The 13,638-nt window shown below is 61.7% G+C and carries 15 protein-coding genes; 10 read left to right on the top strand and 5 right to left on the bottom strand.

The annotated features are described in order from the left end of the window. Positions 1–67: 67 nt before the first annotated feature. Positions 68–1,267, top strand: coding sequence for an ammonium transporter (locus WNE31_RS03965; RefSeq protein ID WP_349978404.1), 1,200 nt, complete (start codon positions 68–70; stop codon positions 1,265–1,267). Between the two features lie 117 nt (positions 1,268–1,384). Here the strand turns inward: WNE31_RS03965 and WNE31_RS03970 are convergent, their stop codons facing one another. Then, positions 1,385–2,683 (bottom strand): MmgE/PrpD family protein, encoded by a 1,299-nt coding sequence (locus WNE31_RS03970; RefSeq protein WP_349978405.1) that lies wholly within the window; start codon positions 2,681–2,683, stop codon positions 1,385–1,387. Between the two features lie 51 nt (positions 2,684–2,734). Further along, on the bottom strand, positions 2,735–3,178 hold the full coding sequence (locus WNE31_RS03975; RefSeq protein WP_349978406.1) for a type II toxin-antitoxin system RatA family toxin: 444 nt from the start codon (positions 3,176–3,178) through the stop codon (positions 2,735–2,737). A 69-nt stretch (positions 3,179–3,247) separates the two neighbouring features. On the opposite strand from WNE31_RS03975, the gene hpt reads away from it, so the two are divergent. The 3 genes from hpt to WNE31_RS03990 all read left to right on the top strand — a co-directional run bounded on the left by hpt (position 3,248) and on the right by WNE31_RS03990 (position 4,410). Continuing rightward, positions 3,248–3,787 carry a hypoxanthine phosphoribosyltransferase gene (gene hpt, locus WNE31_RS03980; protein ID WP_349978407.1) on the top strand — a complete coding sequence of 180 codons (540 nt, stop codon included), beginning with the start codon at positions 3,248–3,250 and terminating at the stop codon, positions 3,785–3,787. Between the two features lie 18 nt (positions 3,788–3,805). Continuing rightward, complete coding sequence (locus WNE31_RS03985; protein WP_349978408.1) at positions 3,806–3,982, top strand: hypothetical protein; 177 nt, start codon at positions 3,806–3,808, stop codon at positions 3,980–3,982. A gap of 74 nt (positions 3,983–4,056) precedes the next feature. Further along, positions 4,057–4,410, top strand: a complete 354-nt coding sequence (locus tag WNE31_RS03990) for a hypothetical protein (RefSeq protein ID WP_349978409.1) — start codon at positions 4,057–4,059, stop codon at positions 4,408–4,410. Between the two features lie 17 nt (positions 4,411–4,427). On the opposite strand, the gene lipA is transcribed toward WNE31_RS03990, so the two are convergent. After that, a complete protein-coding gene (gene lipA, locus WNE31_RS03995) occupies positions 4,428–5,378 on the bottom strand; it encodes a lipoyl synthase (protein ID WP_349978410.1) in 951 nt (316 codons plus the stop codon). Between the two features lie 220 nt (positions 5,379–5,598). On the opposite strand from lipA, the gene WNE31_RS04000 reads away from it, so the two are divergent. Then, positions 5,599–6,144 (top strand): peroxiredoxin, encoded by a 546-nt coding sequence (locus WNE31_RS04000; protein WP_349978411.1) that lies wholly within the window; start codon positions 5,599–5,601, stop codon positions 6,142–6,144. A 156-nt stretch (positions 6,145–6,300) separates the two neighbouring features. Here the strand turns inward: WNE31_RS04000 and WNE31_RS04005 are convergent, their stop codons facing one another. Next, positions 6,301–7,404 (bottom strand): DUF6456 domain-containing protein, encoded by a 1,104-nt coding sequence (locus tag WNE31_RS04005; protein ID WP_349978412.1) that lies wholly within the window; start codon positions 7,402–7,404, stop codon positions 6,301–6,303. Positions 7,405–7,635: 231 nt separating this feature from the next. Between WNE31_RS04005 and WNE31_RS04010 the strand changes: the two genes are divergently transcribed. After that, positions 7,636–7,944: a DUF6477 family protein gene (locus WNE31_RS04010; RefSeq protein ID WP_349978413.1), complete on the top strand. Its 309-nt coding sequence runs from the start codon at positions 7,636–7,638 to the stop codon at positions 7,942–7,944. Here the strand turns inward: WNE31_RS04010 and WNE31_RS04015 are convergent. Continuing rightward, on the bottom strand, positions 7,937–9,481 hold the full coding sequence (locus tag WNE31_RS04015) for a trimethylamine methyltransferase family protein (protein ID WP_349978414.1): 1,545 nt from the start codon (positions 9,479–9,481) through the stop codon (positions 7,937–7,939). The two genes, WNE31_RS04010 and WNE31_RS04015, sit on opposite strands and share 8 nt — an antisense overlap. Positions 9,482–9,741: 260 nt before the next feature. Between WNE31_RS04015 and guaA the strand changes: the two genes are divergently transcribed. From guaA to WNE31_RS04035, 4 genes are all read left to right on the top strand, one after another. Further along, positions 9,742–11,301 carry a glutamine-hydrolyzing GMP synthase gene (gene guaA / locus WNE31_RS04020; RefSeq protein WP_349978415.1) on the top strand — a complete coding sequence of 520 codons (1,560 nt, stop codon included), beginning with the start codon at positions 9,742–9,744 and terminating at the stop codon, positions 11,299–11,301. Positions 11,302–11,455: 154 nt separating this feature from the next. Beyond that, the gene (locus WNE31_RS04025; protein WP_349978416.1) at positions 11,456–11,809 is read left to right on the top strand and encodes a hypothetical protein; all 354 of its coding nucleotides are present in this window, start codon (positions 11,456–11,458) and stop codon (positions 11,807–11,809) included. Continuing rightward, on the top strand, positions 11,806–12,669 hold the full coding sequence (locus WNE31_RS04030) for a DMT family transporter (RefSeq protein WP_349978417.1): 864 nt from the start codon (positions 11,806–11,808) through the stop codon (positions 12,667–12,669). The genes WNE31_RS04025 and WNE31_RS04030 overlap by 4 nt, the downstream gene beginning before the upstream one ends. Positions 12,670–12,721: 52 nt before the next feature. Next, positions 12,722–13,636 (top strand): DMT family transporter, encoded by a 915-nt coding sequence (locus tag WNE31_RS04035; protein WP_349978418.1) that lies wholly within the window; start codon positions 12,722–12,724, stop codon positions 13,634–13,636. Positions 13,637–13,638 lie beyond the last annotated feature (2 nt).

The raw sequence follows: 13,638 nt of genomic DNA on the forward strand, positions 1-13,638 counted from the left end.
ATGAATCGCCTGTTCCTTCCGCTTTGTGGCGCGAAAAGCACCATTTACGGTAAGGGAAGGAAGAAAAATGAACGGAGCGGATACCGCCTGGATCATTGTTGCCACTGCACTGGTCCTGTTCATGACATTGCCCGGGCTCGCGCTGTTTTACGGCGGGTTGGTTCGTGCCCGAAATGTCCTCAGTGTGTTTATGCAAACCTATGCAATTGCCTGTTTGATGAGCATTCTGTGGCTCGTCTTCGGCTATTCGATTGCCTTTGGCGATGGCGGCAGTGGCTTTTGGGGCGGCCTGGGCAAGATGTTCCTGTCCGGCGTCACCACGGACAGCCTGTCAGGCACCCTGCCCGAAGTTCTGTTCTTTGCCTTCCAGATGACATTTGCCATTATCACGCCCGCGCTGATCGTCGGCGCCTATGTCGAGCGGATCGGCTTTGCCTTCGTGCTGGTCTTTTCGGGGCTGTGGATGCTGCTGTGCTATGCGCCGGTGGTGCACTGGATCTGGGGCGGCGGGTTCCTGGCCGATGGCGGCATTTTCGGCGAGACCGGCGTCAAGGATTTCGCGGGCGGCATCGTGGTGCACGAAACAGCCGGCATCGCGGCGCTGGTTCTGGCGGTGGCGCTGGGGCCGCGCAAGAACCGCACCACCCCGCCCCATGCCCCGTGGATGGTGATGATCGGCGCGGCCATGCTCTGGGTCGGTTGGTTCGGCTTTAACGGCGGCTCGCAACTGGCCGCAGATGGCGGCGCGGCGATGGCGCTGACCGTGACCCATATCTCGGCGGCGACGGCTTCGCTCAGCTGGGCGCTGTGGGAAAAGATCAAGTATGGCAAGGCTTCGCTTGTCGGTCTGGTCACCGGAACAATCGCAGGTCTGGCCTCGATCACACCTGCCAGCGGGTTTGTCGGCCCCGTCGAGGCGCTGATCATCGGGGCCGTGGCCGGGATCCTGTGTCAGGAAGCGGTGAACGTCGTGCGCAACATGCTGCAGATCGACGACACGCTGGACGTCTTTGCCGTGCACGGCGTGGGCGGGATCTTTGGTACGATCATGATCGCCGTGTTCGCACTGTTCGGCTTCGAGACCGGCGGCACGTTCACTGCGCAGTTGGGCGGGCTGGTGATTGTGGGCGTCTTCACACTGGTGGTGAGCTGGGTTTTGGTGAAGGTCACCGCCCTGATCACACCGCTGCGCGTGGATGACGAGACCGAGGTCAACGGTCTGGACCTGACGGTCCACGGCGAACGCGCCTATGACATGAACTCGTAAACGGGTTCGATCCGCAGACAAGGGGGCGGTGCCGCAAGGGGCCGCCTCTTTTTCATGCGGGATCGCAAACCTCGCGCGGGGGAGCCTCCGGCGGGAGTATTTGGGGCAAGATGAAGATCAGGGCCCGAGCAATTGACCGACGTCACGCGCCGCGACGGGTGTCTTGATTGCCTGCCACAAGGCTCTGGTTCTATCCGCGCCAATCAGGGCCTCGGCCTTGGACAACAGGCGCGCCTCGCGGTCGTCAAGCGTGATGGGGGCGTTGAGGTCATGCTGCGCCGACACCGTCTGGCCATTGGTGAGCGTAATTCCCAGAGCCGCCTGCGTTTCCGTCAGGGTCTCGCTTGCGGTGACCGACACTTTTTCGCGCAGAGCAACCAGCGCAGGGTTTGCACAGAGCGCGTCCGAGTAGCTGTCGAGCGCGGCGGTGGAATGGCCGCTCAGCGCCATGGCGGTCACCATCCGGTACGAGAATTTCGCGCCAAGACCCGTGCTCGGGTCCGGCTGGTTGCAGACCGTCATCCAGCGCGGATGGGTGGTGATGTCGATGCGGGCGATCTCGTCCGGGGCGGGTCGGTTGATCGTGGCCAGTGCCTCGAGCGTGGCGTGAAGCCCATGACAGCAGGCGTGGAACTTGTGGCTGATCGTGTCGAACAGCCAGCTGTCACCCAGCCCGTCCAGTGCGGTGGCCTGTGCCTGCCCGGCATGGGTGGGACCGAACCCCTGTGCCACCTCAAGGGCAAGAGGGTTGGGCACGAAGCCGCGCTGCACCAGCGCGGCGGCCTCGACCCCGTTGGTGGCGGCCAGCCCTGCATTGTAGGGTTTGCCCATGGTGCCGAATTGCGATTTCAGCCCCGAGGCCCGCGTCGCGACCAGCCCCAGCGTGGCCATCGTTTGGGCCGCGTCAAAGCCCAGCAGGCGGGCACAGGCCGCTGCCGCGCCAAAGGCGCCAGCGGTACCGGTCTGATGGAATCCGGTCTGGTAATGGTCGCGCCCAAGCCAGACGCCCACACGAATCGAGGTTTCAATCCCGATCAAAGCGGCCACTTGCAGCGCGGCCCCGTCCAGCCCTTCGGCCTCGGCCACGGCCAGTGCGGCGGGAAACACCGCCACCGACGGGTGGCCGATATGGGCAAAATGCGTGTCGTCATAATCCAGCGCGTGGGACGTGGCCCCGTTCACAAGGGCCGCAGCGCGGGCGGGCATGGCGGTGGCGCTGCCGAACACATGCGCCTGTGCCGCCCCGCCCTCTGACAGGGCCATGTCTCGGGTGATGCACGCGACAGGTTCGTCCCGGCCGGCCATGCCGCAGGCGACCCAATCCAGCATCGAAAGGCGCAACATATGTGCGGTTCCGGCGGGAATGGCCACGGCGGGGGTATCCGCGACGAAGCTAGCAAGGGTCTCTGTAATCATGAAGCGCTCCTTCACGGCGCGGGAGATGGGACCACGGCCCGCAAGGGGCACCTAGCCGTAGAGGGCGTTGGCACGGTCTTCGAAGGCGCGCACGATGCGCTGCATGGCCTCGTTGAACACCACGCCGATCACCTTTTGCAGGATGGCATTCTTGAATTCGAAGTCCACGAAAAACGCGACTTCGCAGCCGCCTTCAACATCCTTGAAATCCCAGGTGGACTTGAGGAACTTGAAGGGACCGTCCAGATATTCCGTGTCGATGCTGCGCGCGGCATCATGCAGGGTGACGCGGCTGCCGAACCGTTCGCGGAACACCTTGAAGGAAATCACAAGGTCGGCCAGCATCACGCGGGCGTCGCCCTCTGGCGTGACCGAGCGGATGCGCGCGGCGGCGCACCACGGCAGGAATTTGGGATAGGACGCGACATCGGCCACCAGATCATACATCTGCTGGGCGGTGTACGGCAGGGTACGTGTTTCAGAGTGGGTCGGCATGTCGCCCCGTTTTCTCGTGACAGTGGCCGCTCATTTCGTATGCTGCGACCGAAAAATCAAGGGGGTGTCATGACAGAGCGTCCATATGTCATTGATCAGATGATCTCGGCCAAGTCGATTGCCGCGCGGATCGAAGAGCTGTGCGGCGAGATCGCGCGCGAATATGCCAACACGGATAAGCTTGTCGTGGTGGGGCTTTTGCGGGGGTCGTTCGTGTTCATCGCTGATCTCGTGCGCGAGCTGGACCTGCCGGTCGAGGTCGATTTCCTTGAGGCATCGTCTTATGGAAACGCCATGGAAAGCAGCCGGGAAGTGCGTATTCTCAAGGACTTGCGCGGCGAAATTGAAGGGCGCGACGTGCTGGTGGTCGAGGATATCGTCGACACGGGCCACACGCTGAGCCATGTCTTGCACCTGTTGAAGTCGCGCAACCCGGCCAAGCTGCGTACCATTGCTCTGCTCGACAAGCCGTCCCGGCGCGAGGCCGAGATCCGGGCCGACTGGATCGGGTTTTCGATCCCGGATGAATTTGTCGTCGGTTATGGAATCGATTTTGCCCAACGCAACCGGAACCTGCCCTTTATCGGCAAGGTCCGGTTCACGGACTGATCCTGCATGAGTCTCAGCATGCGACACCTGCTGCGGATGGCCCGCTGGGCCCGCCGCCCGCCATCCGAGAAGATGGTAATATTTGTGCTGTCGGTGATCGTGATCTGCTTTGTCCTGTGGGCCGTGGAACGTTGGGTTGGCTGGCCCGATTGGCTGACGCCCGATCCGGTGGGGCGTGGCAGTCTGGTGAAATAACACTGGCTTAACGCGTGTTTTGACAGACCAGAATATGCGGTCTACGCTCCTCCCAGATTTTGGGAGGAAACGACATGAAATTCACGGCACCCGTTCTCGCCGTTGTCCTTGCCCTTGCGGGCGCGGCCTTTACCGCAGACAGCGCAGCGGCGAAAGACAAGGTCAAGAAACCCGTGGCCAAAGGTCAGGTCGAGCGTCAGAAAAACGGGCCCAAGGCGATTCCGCCGGGACAGGTCAAACGATATACCCGTGGCAATGCTCTGCCCAAGGGGGTACATTTCGATGCGATCACCGACCTTGACCGCTGGAATCTCAAGCCCCTGAAAAAAGGCCAGAAATACATCAAGGTCGGCGACGAAGTGCTCAAGGTGAATGACGCGATGGAGGTCATCGACGTCGTGGGCGATGTCGCCAAGCTCTTGAAATAGAAGGAAATGGGGCGGGTTCAGCCCTGCCCTAATTTCTCCGTCCGAGCGGCGCGCAGCTTTTCGAAATCATCGCCTGCATGATAGGACGACCGCGTCAGTGGCGTGGCCGACACCATCAGGAACCCCTTGCCATAGGCCGCTTTCTCGTAAGACGCGAATTCCTCGGGAGTGACAAAGCGGTCGACGCCGTGGTGTTTCGGAGTCGGTTGCAGGTACTGGCCGATGGTCAGGAAGTCGATATCGGCGGCGCGCATGTCGTCCATCACCTGCTTCACCGCCTGTGCGTCCTCGCCCAGACCGACCATGATGCCGGATTTGGTAAAGATCGACGGATCCATCTCCTTGACCCGCTGCAACAGGCGCAGCGAATGGAAATAGCGCGCGCCGGGGCGCACAGTCGGGTACAGGCCGGGCACGGTTTCAAGGTTGTGGTTGAATACGTCCGGTTTGGCCTCGACCACGATTTCCAGAACCGACGGGTCGCATTTCAGGAAATCCGGGGTCAGGATCTCGATCGTGGTCTTGGGCGACCGGTGGCGGACCGCGCGGATGGTCTGGGCGAAATGCTCGGCCCCGCCATCTTCAAGGTCATCCCGGTCGACCGAGGTGATCACGACATGGTTCAGGCCCAGTTTCTGCACGGCATCCGCCACGCGGCCCGGTTCGAACACGTCAAGCTCGTCGGGCTTGCCCGTGGCGATGTTGCAGAAGGTACAGCCGCGGGTACAGATCTCGCCCATGATCATCATGGTGGCGTGGCCCTGGCTCCAACATTCGCCGGCGTTTGGACAGCCCGCCTCTTCGCAGACAGTCACGAGCTTGTTGTCGCGCATGATCTTCTTGGTGGCGTTATACCCTTCACCCGTTGGGGCCTTGACGCGGATCCAGTTCGGCTTGCGCGGCTGGGCGTTGTCGGGGCGGTGCGCCTTTTCAGGGTGGCGCTGTTCGGGGATTTTCAGATCACGCACGGTCTTTCCCTTGGGTCAACATGGTTTCCGTGCTTGTAAACATAACGCAGAGCGACAGTAAGTACCAGCGATGCATGGCTGCTATGCAAATGCCCGTTCCGCCGGCATTTGGGGGCCGCTGCCCGGAAAATCCGAAACAGGTTTGACCTGACTCATTGAACCCCGTTTAGAATCATTTTAAACGCCGCACCGAACCAAATTTCAGGAAAGGAATCTTCCCATGCATGCAGGCGTCAAAGTCCCCGCAGTGACCTTCAAGACCCGTGTCCGCGACGAGGCCGTCGGCGGCCCGAACCCGTTCCGCTGGCAGGACATGACCTCGGACGACTATTTTGCCGGCAAGCGCGTGATCCTGTTCTCGCTGCCCGGTGCGTTCACCCCGACCTGCTCGACCTACCAACTGCCCGGATTTGAAAAAATGGCGGGCGAATTCAATGAATTGGGTATCGACGAAATCTACTGCATGTCGGTTAATGACAGCTTTGTCATGAACAAATGGGCCGAATCGCAGAACCTTGAAAACGTCAAGGTCATCCCTGATGGGTCGGGCGAATTCACCCGCAAGATCGGTATGCTGGTCGCCAAGGACAACCTCGGCTTTGGCATGCGTTCCTGGCGTTATGCCGCCATCGTGAACAACGGCGTGGTCGAAGCCTGGTTCGAAGAGCCCGGCCTGAGCGACAACCACGGCGAAGACCCCTATGGCGTTTCGTCGCCCGAAACCCTGATGGAGCACCTGAAAGCAGCCAAGGTCGACGCGGCCTAAGCGCACCAGCTCTGATGAACACGACGCCCGCGCGGTAAACCGGTGCGGGCGTTTTTTGTGAGACGCGCCCAAAAAAGGACGGCGCATCCCGAAAGACACGCCGCCCCGTCGCTTTCTGTTGGCTCAAAACTTCAAGCGAAACCCCGCACTGGGGGTCTAGCCTATCATATGGTCTGCACTCCCTGCTTGTGAACGATAATATTCGTTCAACCGCAAAAGCGCGATTCTGAGCACGATCTTGCCGGAGCGCGCCGACCAACCCAGCCGTTTTTCTGCCGTTTCCAGCCCTTCCAGGAAACAGCAGCAGCGCAGCGCGACATCCGCCAGCCCCGCGCCCAGTTCGGCCAACGCCCCTGCCAGTCGCTGCCGCGCCGCCGCGCTGGCCCCCGAGACACCCGTGTCCGGCGTATAGCGCCAGCCGCTTTCGCCAGCGAGAAAGGCCTTCCAGTTGGGGGCGGGTTGCGCGCCCATCTGCGCGATCTCAAAATCTTCGCGCAGCCGTTCGCCTGCGGCGACCAGATCTTCGCTCAGGAACCGGTCGCCATCCCGATCGCGGCGGCGGGCCAGCGCCATCAGCGGACTGTCCGAAGCCGAAAACCGCTGGGCCAGGGCATGGGCCGGCATCCCGTCAACCGCTTCGCCGAGATGCGGGTTGGCAAACCCCGCCTGTGCCTCGGCAAAACCACGCGCCCTGTTTTCCGAACGCGCCATCATCCGGTTCAGCGCCGTCCGGCCCATCGCGGTAATCGCATAGCGGGACACCCGCCCCGGTTCCGGGCAGCTTATCCAATCCTTCAGTGCCATGGCCTGCGCGATCTCGGTATCCACCACTGCGGTGCGGGCCGTGCCGCTTTCGTGTTCACGCACGACGACCGCTTTTTCCATGTCACGCGCCACCGCCAGCACCGCGCCGGTTTCGCACAACCGGCGCAGGATGCGCAGCGCCTCTTGGTCCAGTTTCTGATCCTCGGGAAGCGACGGTGAAGTGTGTGCCGATGCCATATGTCGGGTCTCCTTGATCATTCGAGGTCCGGGCCGGGTCACATAGCGGCTGGAAAGACGGCTGAGGGCGTGATCAATCAGGGGATCGTCCCGCCGCGTCTCCAGCTTGCGAATTTGACGTAGAATCGTGGAGGCATGACAGTCGGTATGCCGCGCGATCTCGCGGATCGAATGGCCGCCCTCGGTATGCGCAAGGTAATGCACCACCGCGTCCGGCACCCAGCCCGGCATCTGCCGATCACGTCTTTGAGGAGTCATCATCTGTCCTCCGCCCGTCTGCCATTCCGGGGCACGCCGCCCCGAAACCCACAATTTTCATCAAATTAGGCGCGATTTGTTACCCATCTGTTAATATTCTCGCCTTGGAACCATCATTGTTTCTAATTGGTAAACAGTTGCAAAATCTATCGTCCGGGTAAAGAAAAACCCACGCAACACCCCTTTAAGTTGTGAAATACAGATCCCCGTTCACAACACGAGGTCTGCATCATGAAAGATATTCTGAACCAACTTGAAGATCTTCACCGCCCGCGCCTGTTGATCCGCGCGGCCCGTCACGGCGCCGACAGCTATGCGCGCGAAAGGGATCTGCGCCGCCATGTCAAGGCAACTACGCCCCTACCCCGCAGCACCGAGGCCCTATACCAGTTGTTGGAGATCGAGGCCGGTCTTGACGACCAGCGCCGCGCGGGGGCGGCCGATTACAACCTGATCCGCCACGTGGACGTTCTGATTGCAATGGTGGGCGAGGCCCGCATCCTGCGGGCCACGCGCCGGGACAGGCTGCCCGTCACATAAAGGCGTCGGGCATCGCCTCTTTCTTCTGCGCCACATAGGCGGTCAGCGCCTCGTGGATCGCCGGATCCAGCGCGGGCTGTTCATAAGTCGCCAGCAACTGGTCCACGCGATTGGTGGCCAACTGATAGGTGTCGCGCGCGCCTTCTTCTTCCCAGGTCTCGAACGGCTTGTAATCAAACAGGTCCGATTTCCAGAACGCCGATTTGAAGTGGGCCTGCGTGTGGGCACAGCCCAGATAATGCCCACCCGGTCCGACCTCACGGATGGCGTCCATCGCCTGCGCATCGCTGTCCACAGAAACCCCGCGCGCCATGGCGTGCAACGTACCCAGCTGGTCGGCATCCATCACGAATTTCTCGAAATCCGCGACAAGCCCGCCTTCCAGCCACCCGCAGGCGTGCAGCATGAAGTTCACACCCGACAACAGCCCCATGTTCAGCGAGTTCGCGGTTTCATAGGCCGCCTGCGCATCGGGCAGTTTCGAACCACAGAACGACCCCGACGACCGGAACGGCAGGTTCAGACGCCGAGCCAGTTGTCCCGCGCCATAGGTCACAAGTGAGGCTTCCGGCGTGCCGAAGGTGGGCGCACCCGAATTCATATCGATCGACGACACGAAGGCGCCAAAGATCGCAGGCGCGCCAGGGCGCACGATCTGGCTATAGGCGACACCGGCCAGAACCTCGGCCAGAACCTGCGTCAGCGTACCCGCCACCGAGACCGGCGCCATCGCCCCACCCACGATAAAGGGCGAGATGATGCAAGCCTGGTTGTTCGCGGCATAGACCTCGAGCGACCCCATCATCACATCATCAAAGGTCATGGGCGAGTTGATATTGGTGAGCGAGGTCATCACCGTGTTGTTCTGCACAAAATCTTCGCCGAAAAGGAGGCCGCACATGTCCACCGAATCCTGCGCGCGGCTGGGCTCGGTCACTGACCCCATGAACGGTTTGTCCGACAGGGTCATATGCGCCATCAACATGTCGAGGTGACGTTTGTTCACCGGAATATCGGTCGGCTCGCACACCGTGCCACCGGAATGGTGCAGCCACTTGGACATATAAGCCAGCTTCACGAACTTGTTGAAATCGTCCATCGTGGCATAGCGGCGACCACCACGCGCATCGCGCACAAAGGGCGGGCCGTAAACCGGCGCCAGCACCAGGTTGCGCCCGCCGATCTCGACCGAGCGCGCCGGATTGCGGGCGTGCTGGGTGAATTGCGACGGCGCGGTCTTGATCAGCTCGCGCGCCAGACCCCGCGGGATATGCACGCGTTCACCCCGCACATCGGCGCCAGCCGCCTTCCAGCGTTCCAGCGCGGCGGGGTTATCGACGAAATTGACGCCGATCTCCTCGAGAACGGTCTCGGCATTATACTCGATGGTCTCGAGCGCCTCTTCGTTCAACACCTCGAAATTCGGGATGTTGCGTTCGATATACTTGGCGGTCTCGAAAGACACGGCCCCACGTTCCGCACGGCGGGCAGCCCCCCCGCCCCCACGTCCCCGACGACGCGCTCTTGCTTCACTCATCTTGATTCCTCACCCAAAGGCGTTGTGTTATGCCCTCTTGCTAGGCCTTTCGCGTCGAAATCCGCGGAAAGATAACGGCCATTGAGGTTGAAAAGCGACATTTCCCCCGCAAATTTGCGCCCATCTCTTTTTCTTGGGTCCAATACCTTCGGGGGTGAATTGCCCCCTCGGGGGCAAGAGGGGGCAGACAGCCCCCTTTTCCCGGCCCGCGCCGCGCAATCCCACTTGCGAAATGGCCCCCGTTTCCGTATGCGGCTTGCATGTCTGACAAATCCCATGCCCGCCTTCTGATCATCGACTTCGGCAGCCAGGTCACGCAGCTGATTGCGCGCCGCCTGCGCGAACTGAACGTCTATTGCGAAATCCACCCCTACCAGAACGTCACCATGGACATGGTGCGCGAGATGGCCCCCAAGGCGATTATCTTTTCCGGTGGCCCCGACAGCGTCACCCGCGAGGGCAGCCCACGCGCCCCGCAAGAGATTTTCGACTATGGCGTGCCGATCCTCGGCATCTGTTACGGCCAGCAGGTGATGATGCATCAACTGGGCGGCAAGGTGGAAAGCGGCCACGGCACCGCAGAATTCGGCCGCGCCTATGTCACCGAGACGAAAAAGCTTGACCTGCTCGAAGGCTGGTATGCGGACGGTCCCGAACAGGTCTGGATGAGCCATGGCGACCACGTGTCGGAAATTGCGCCAGGGTTCGAGGTTTACGGCACCTCGCCGAACGCCCCGTTTGCGATCACCGCTGACACCAAACGCCATTTCTATGCCGTGCAGTTCCACCCCGAGGTGCACCACACCCCCAACGGCAAGGCGCTGTACGAACAATTCGTGAAACTCGCCGGGTTCGAGGGCGACTGGACCATGGGCGCCTACCGTGAAGAGGCGATCAAGGCGATCCGTGACCAGGTGGGCGACGCCCATGTGATCTGTGGTCTGTCCGGCGGCGTCGATTCGTCGGTGACGGCGATCCTGTTGCACGAAGCCATCGGCGACCAGCTGACCTGCGTCTTTGTCGACCACGGCCTTTTGCGCAAGGGCGAAGCCGAAGAAGTGGTCTCGATGTTCCGCGACAATTACAACATCAAGCTGGTCCACGCCGACGAAACCGAGCTGTTCCTCGGCGAACTTGAGGGCCAGTCCGACCCCGAGACCAAGCGCAAGATCATTGGTAAGCTGTTCATCGACGTGTTCCAGAAACACGCCGACACGATTGAAAACGCCGAATTTCTCGCCCAGGGCACGCTGTACCCGGACGTGATCGAATCGGTCAGCTTCTCGGGCGGCCCCTCGGTCACCATCAAGTCGCACCACAATGTCGGTGGTTTGCCCGAGAAAATGGGCCTGAAACTGGTGGAACCCCTGCGCGAGCTGTTCAAGGACGAGGTTCGCGCCCTTGGCCGTGAACTCGGCCTGCCGCAGAGCTTCATCGGGCGTCACCCCTTCCCGGGGCCGGGCCTGGCCATCCGTTGCCCCGGCGAAATCACCCGCGAAAAACTCGACATCCTGCGCGAGGCGGACGCGGTTTACATCGACCAGATCCGCAAACACGGGCTTTACGACGAAATCTGGCAGGCCTTCGTGGCGATCCTGCCCGTCCGCACCGTCGGCGTGATGGGCGACGGACGCACCTATGATTACGCCTGCGCGCTGCGCGCCGTGACCTCGGTCGATGGCATGACGGCGGATTACTACCCGTTCAGCCACGAGTTCCTTGGCGAAACGGCCACGCGCATCATTAACGAGGTCAAAGGCATCAACCGCGTCACCTATGACGTGACCTCGAAACCTCCGGGCACCATCGAGTGGGAATAAGTCGCAGATGATCGAACACGAGAGAACGCCGCCTAAATTGGGCGGCGTTTTTGTTGCGGGAGCAAAATTCTTTTACAAGAAATTCTCCAATGCAGAATTTTCTAGAAAATTCTGCGTCTGTCCGCGACAAGGGGCGGGACACGAGGGGAAAGTGATGTTGAAACGCCTATCTGCCGCCCTGTTGCTGGCGGCCACCGCAGCGCAGGCCGAACCACCGTTCACTTGCGACGGGGCTGACCCGGACTGGCACCTGACCCTTGCAGGGCCCATGGCCCAGTTGCGCTATCTGCGCAATACCGATTTCGAGATTCCCCAATCCACCCGCGCCGAGGGCCGCGACTGGCCCCGCGCCTATACGCTGGTCAGTGAGTTCGACACGGCCATCATCATCCTGAACGAAGCCCGCTGCACCGTAAGCGGTGCGCAATGGCCGATCACCGCCCATGTCCTGACCCAGCGCGGCACCACGCCGATCCTGCTGACCGGCTGTTGCACGGTGGCAGAATGAACGACGTCGTGAAAGCCGCCCTCTGGATGAGCGGCGCAATCCTGTCCTTTTCCTCGATGGCCGTGGCCGGGCGCGCGGTCTCGTTTGAACTCGATACGTTCGAAATCATGATGTATCGCAGCTTTGTCGGTGTGATCATCGTGCTGATCGTTGCCTCATTGGCGGGCACGCTGAATCAGGTCACCCGGCGCTCGCTCGGTATCCATGCCGCACGTAACATGGCCCATTTCGCGGGCCAGAACCTCTGGTTCTATTCCCTGACCCTGATTCCGCTGGCGCAGGTCTTTGCGCTCGAATTCACCTCGCCGCTCTGGGTGCTGGTCCTGTCGCCGCTGGTGCTGGGCGAACGGCTGACCCCGATGCGTCTGCTTGCAGCCGTCATGGGCTTTGTCGGCATCCTGATCGTGGCGCGCCCGGGCTTTGGCACGTTCAATATCGGGCTGGTCACCGCCGCGCTTTCGGCCATCGGGTTTGCCTTTTCGATCATGCTGACCAAGCGGCTGACGCGGACGGAGACGATCACCTGCATCCTGTTCTACCTCACCACCATGCAGGCGGTGCTGGGCATACTGTTCGCAGGCTGGGATTTCGACATCGCCCTCCCCTCTGCCGCCAGCGTGCCGTGGCTGATCCTGATCGGCTGTGCAGGGCTTCTGGCGCATTTCTGCCTGACCACGGCGCTGAGCATCGCGCCGGCCACCGTGGTCGTGCCCTTTGATTTCATCCGTCTGCCCGCCATCGCGATTGTCGGTCTCGTGGTCTACAATGAACCTCTGGACATCTTTGTGCTGATCGGGGCCATCGTCATCTTTGCCGGCAACTACCTGAATATCCTGAACGAAACCCGCCCGCAGCGCTGATTGCGCAAGAAACGGGCTGCACCGCCTCGCGGCCCCCGGCTAGACCTGCATCATGCGCCAAACACAACAAACCACCCTCACTCCCCGCGCCTGGGGCGAACTGTTCCTGCTTGCCCTGATCTGGGGCGCGGTCTTCCTCGCCGCCCGCCTTGCCCTGGACGAGGTCGGCGTTTTGACAGCCGTGGCCCACCGCACCTTCTGGGCCGCGCTGGTACTTTGGGGCGTGGTGCTGATCGCGCGCTTTCCGGTGCCACGCGACCCCGCGATCTGGGTCGGCTTTTTCGGCATGGGGCTTTTGAACAACGTTCTGCCCTTCACCCTGCTGAACTGGAGCCAGCTTCACATCGAAAGCGGCCTGACCTCGATCTTCAACGCCACCACGGCCATCTTCGGCGTGCTGGTGGCGGCGCTGTTCTTTGCCGATGAGAAGCTCAGCCTGCGCAAACTGATCGGCGTCGGGCTTGGCTTTTTCGGGGTGGCCACGGCCATCGGCCTTGATGCGTTGCGCAGCTTTGACCTGACCAGCCTCGCGCAACTGGCCGCGATCGCGGCGACGCTGTCCTATGCGCTGGCCGGGGTCTGGGCCCGCAAACGGCTGGGCGGGCTGGCCCCACCCGTGGCGGCGGCAGGGATGCTGACCATGTCGGCACTGATGGCCCTGCCCGCCGCCTGGATCGTCGACGGCCCCCTTCAGATTAACCTTTCGGCCACCACATGGGGCGCGCTGGCCTATATGGCGGTGATTGCCACCGCCGGGGCCTATCTGCTCTATTATCGCGTGCTGGCGATGGCGGGCAGCGGCAACCTGATGCTGGTGACGCTTCTGATCCCCCCCTTCGCCATCGTGCTGGGCGCGGTCGTCCTGAAGGAATCCCTGCCCCCCAACGCCTTTGCCGGCTTTGCCCTGCTCGCCCTCGGCCTTGTCATTCTGGACGGGCGCCTGATCACACGGCTTTGCAAACGCTAGCG

Origin of the sequence: Shimia fortis, from assembly GCF_040225985.1 — a bacterium.
GTDB lineage: Bacteria > Pseudomonadota > Alphaproteobacteria > Rhodobacterales > Rhodobacteraceae > Shimia.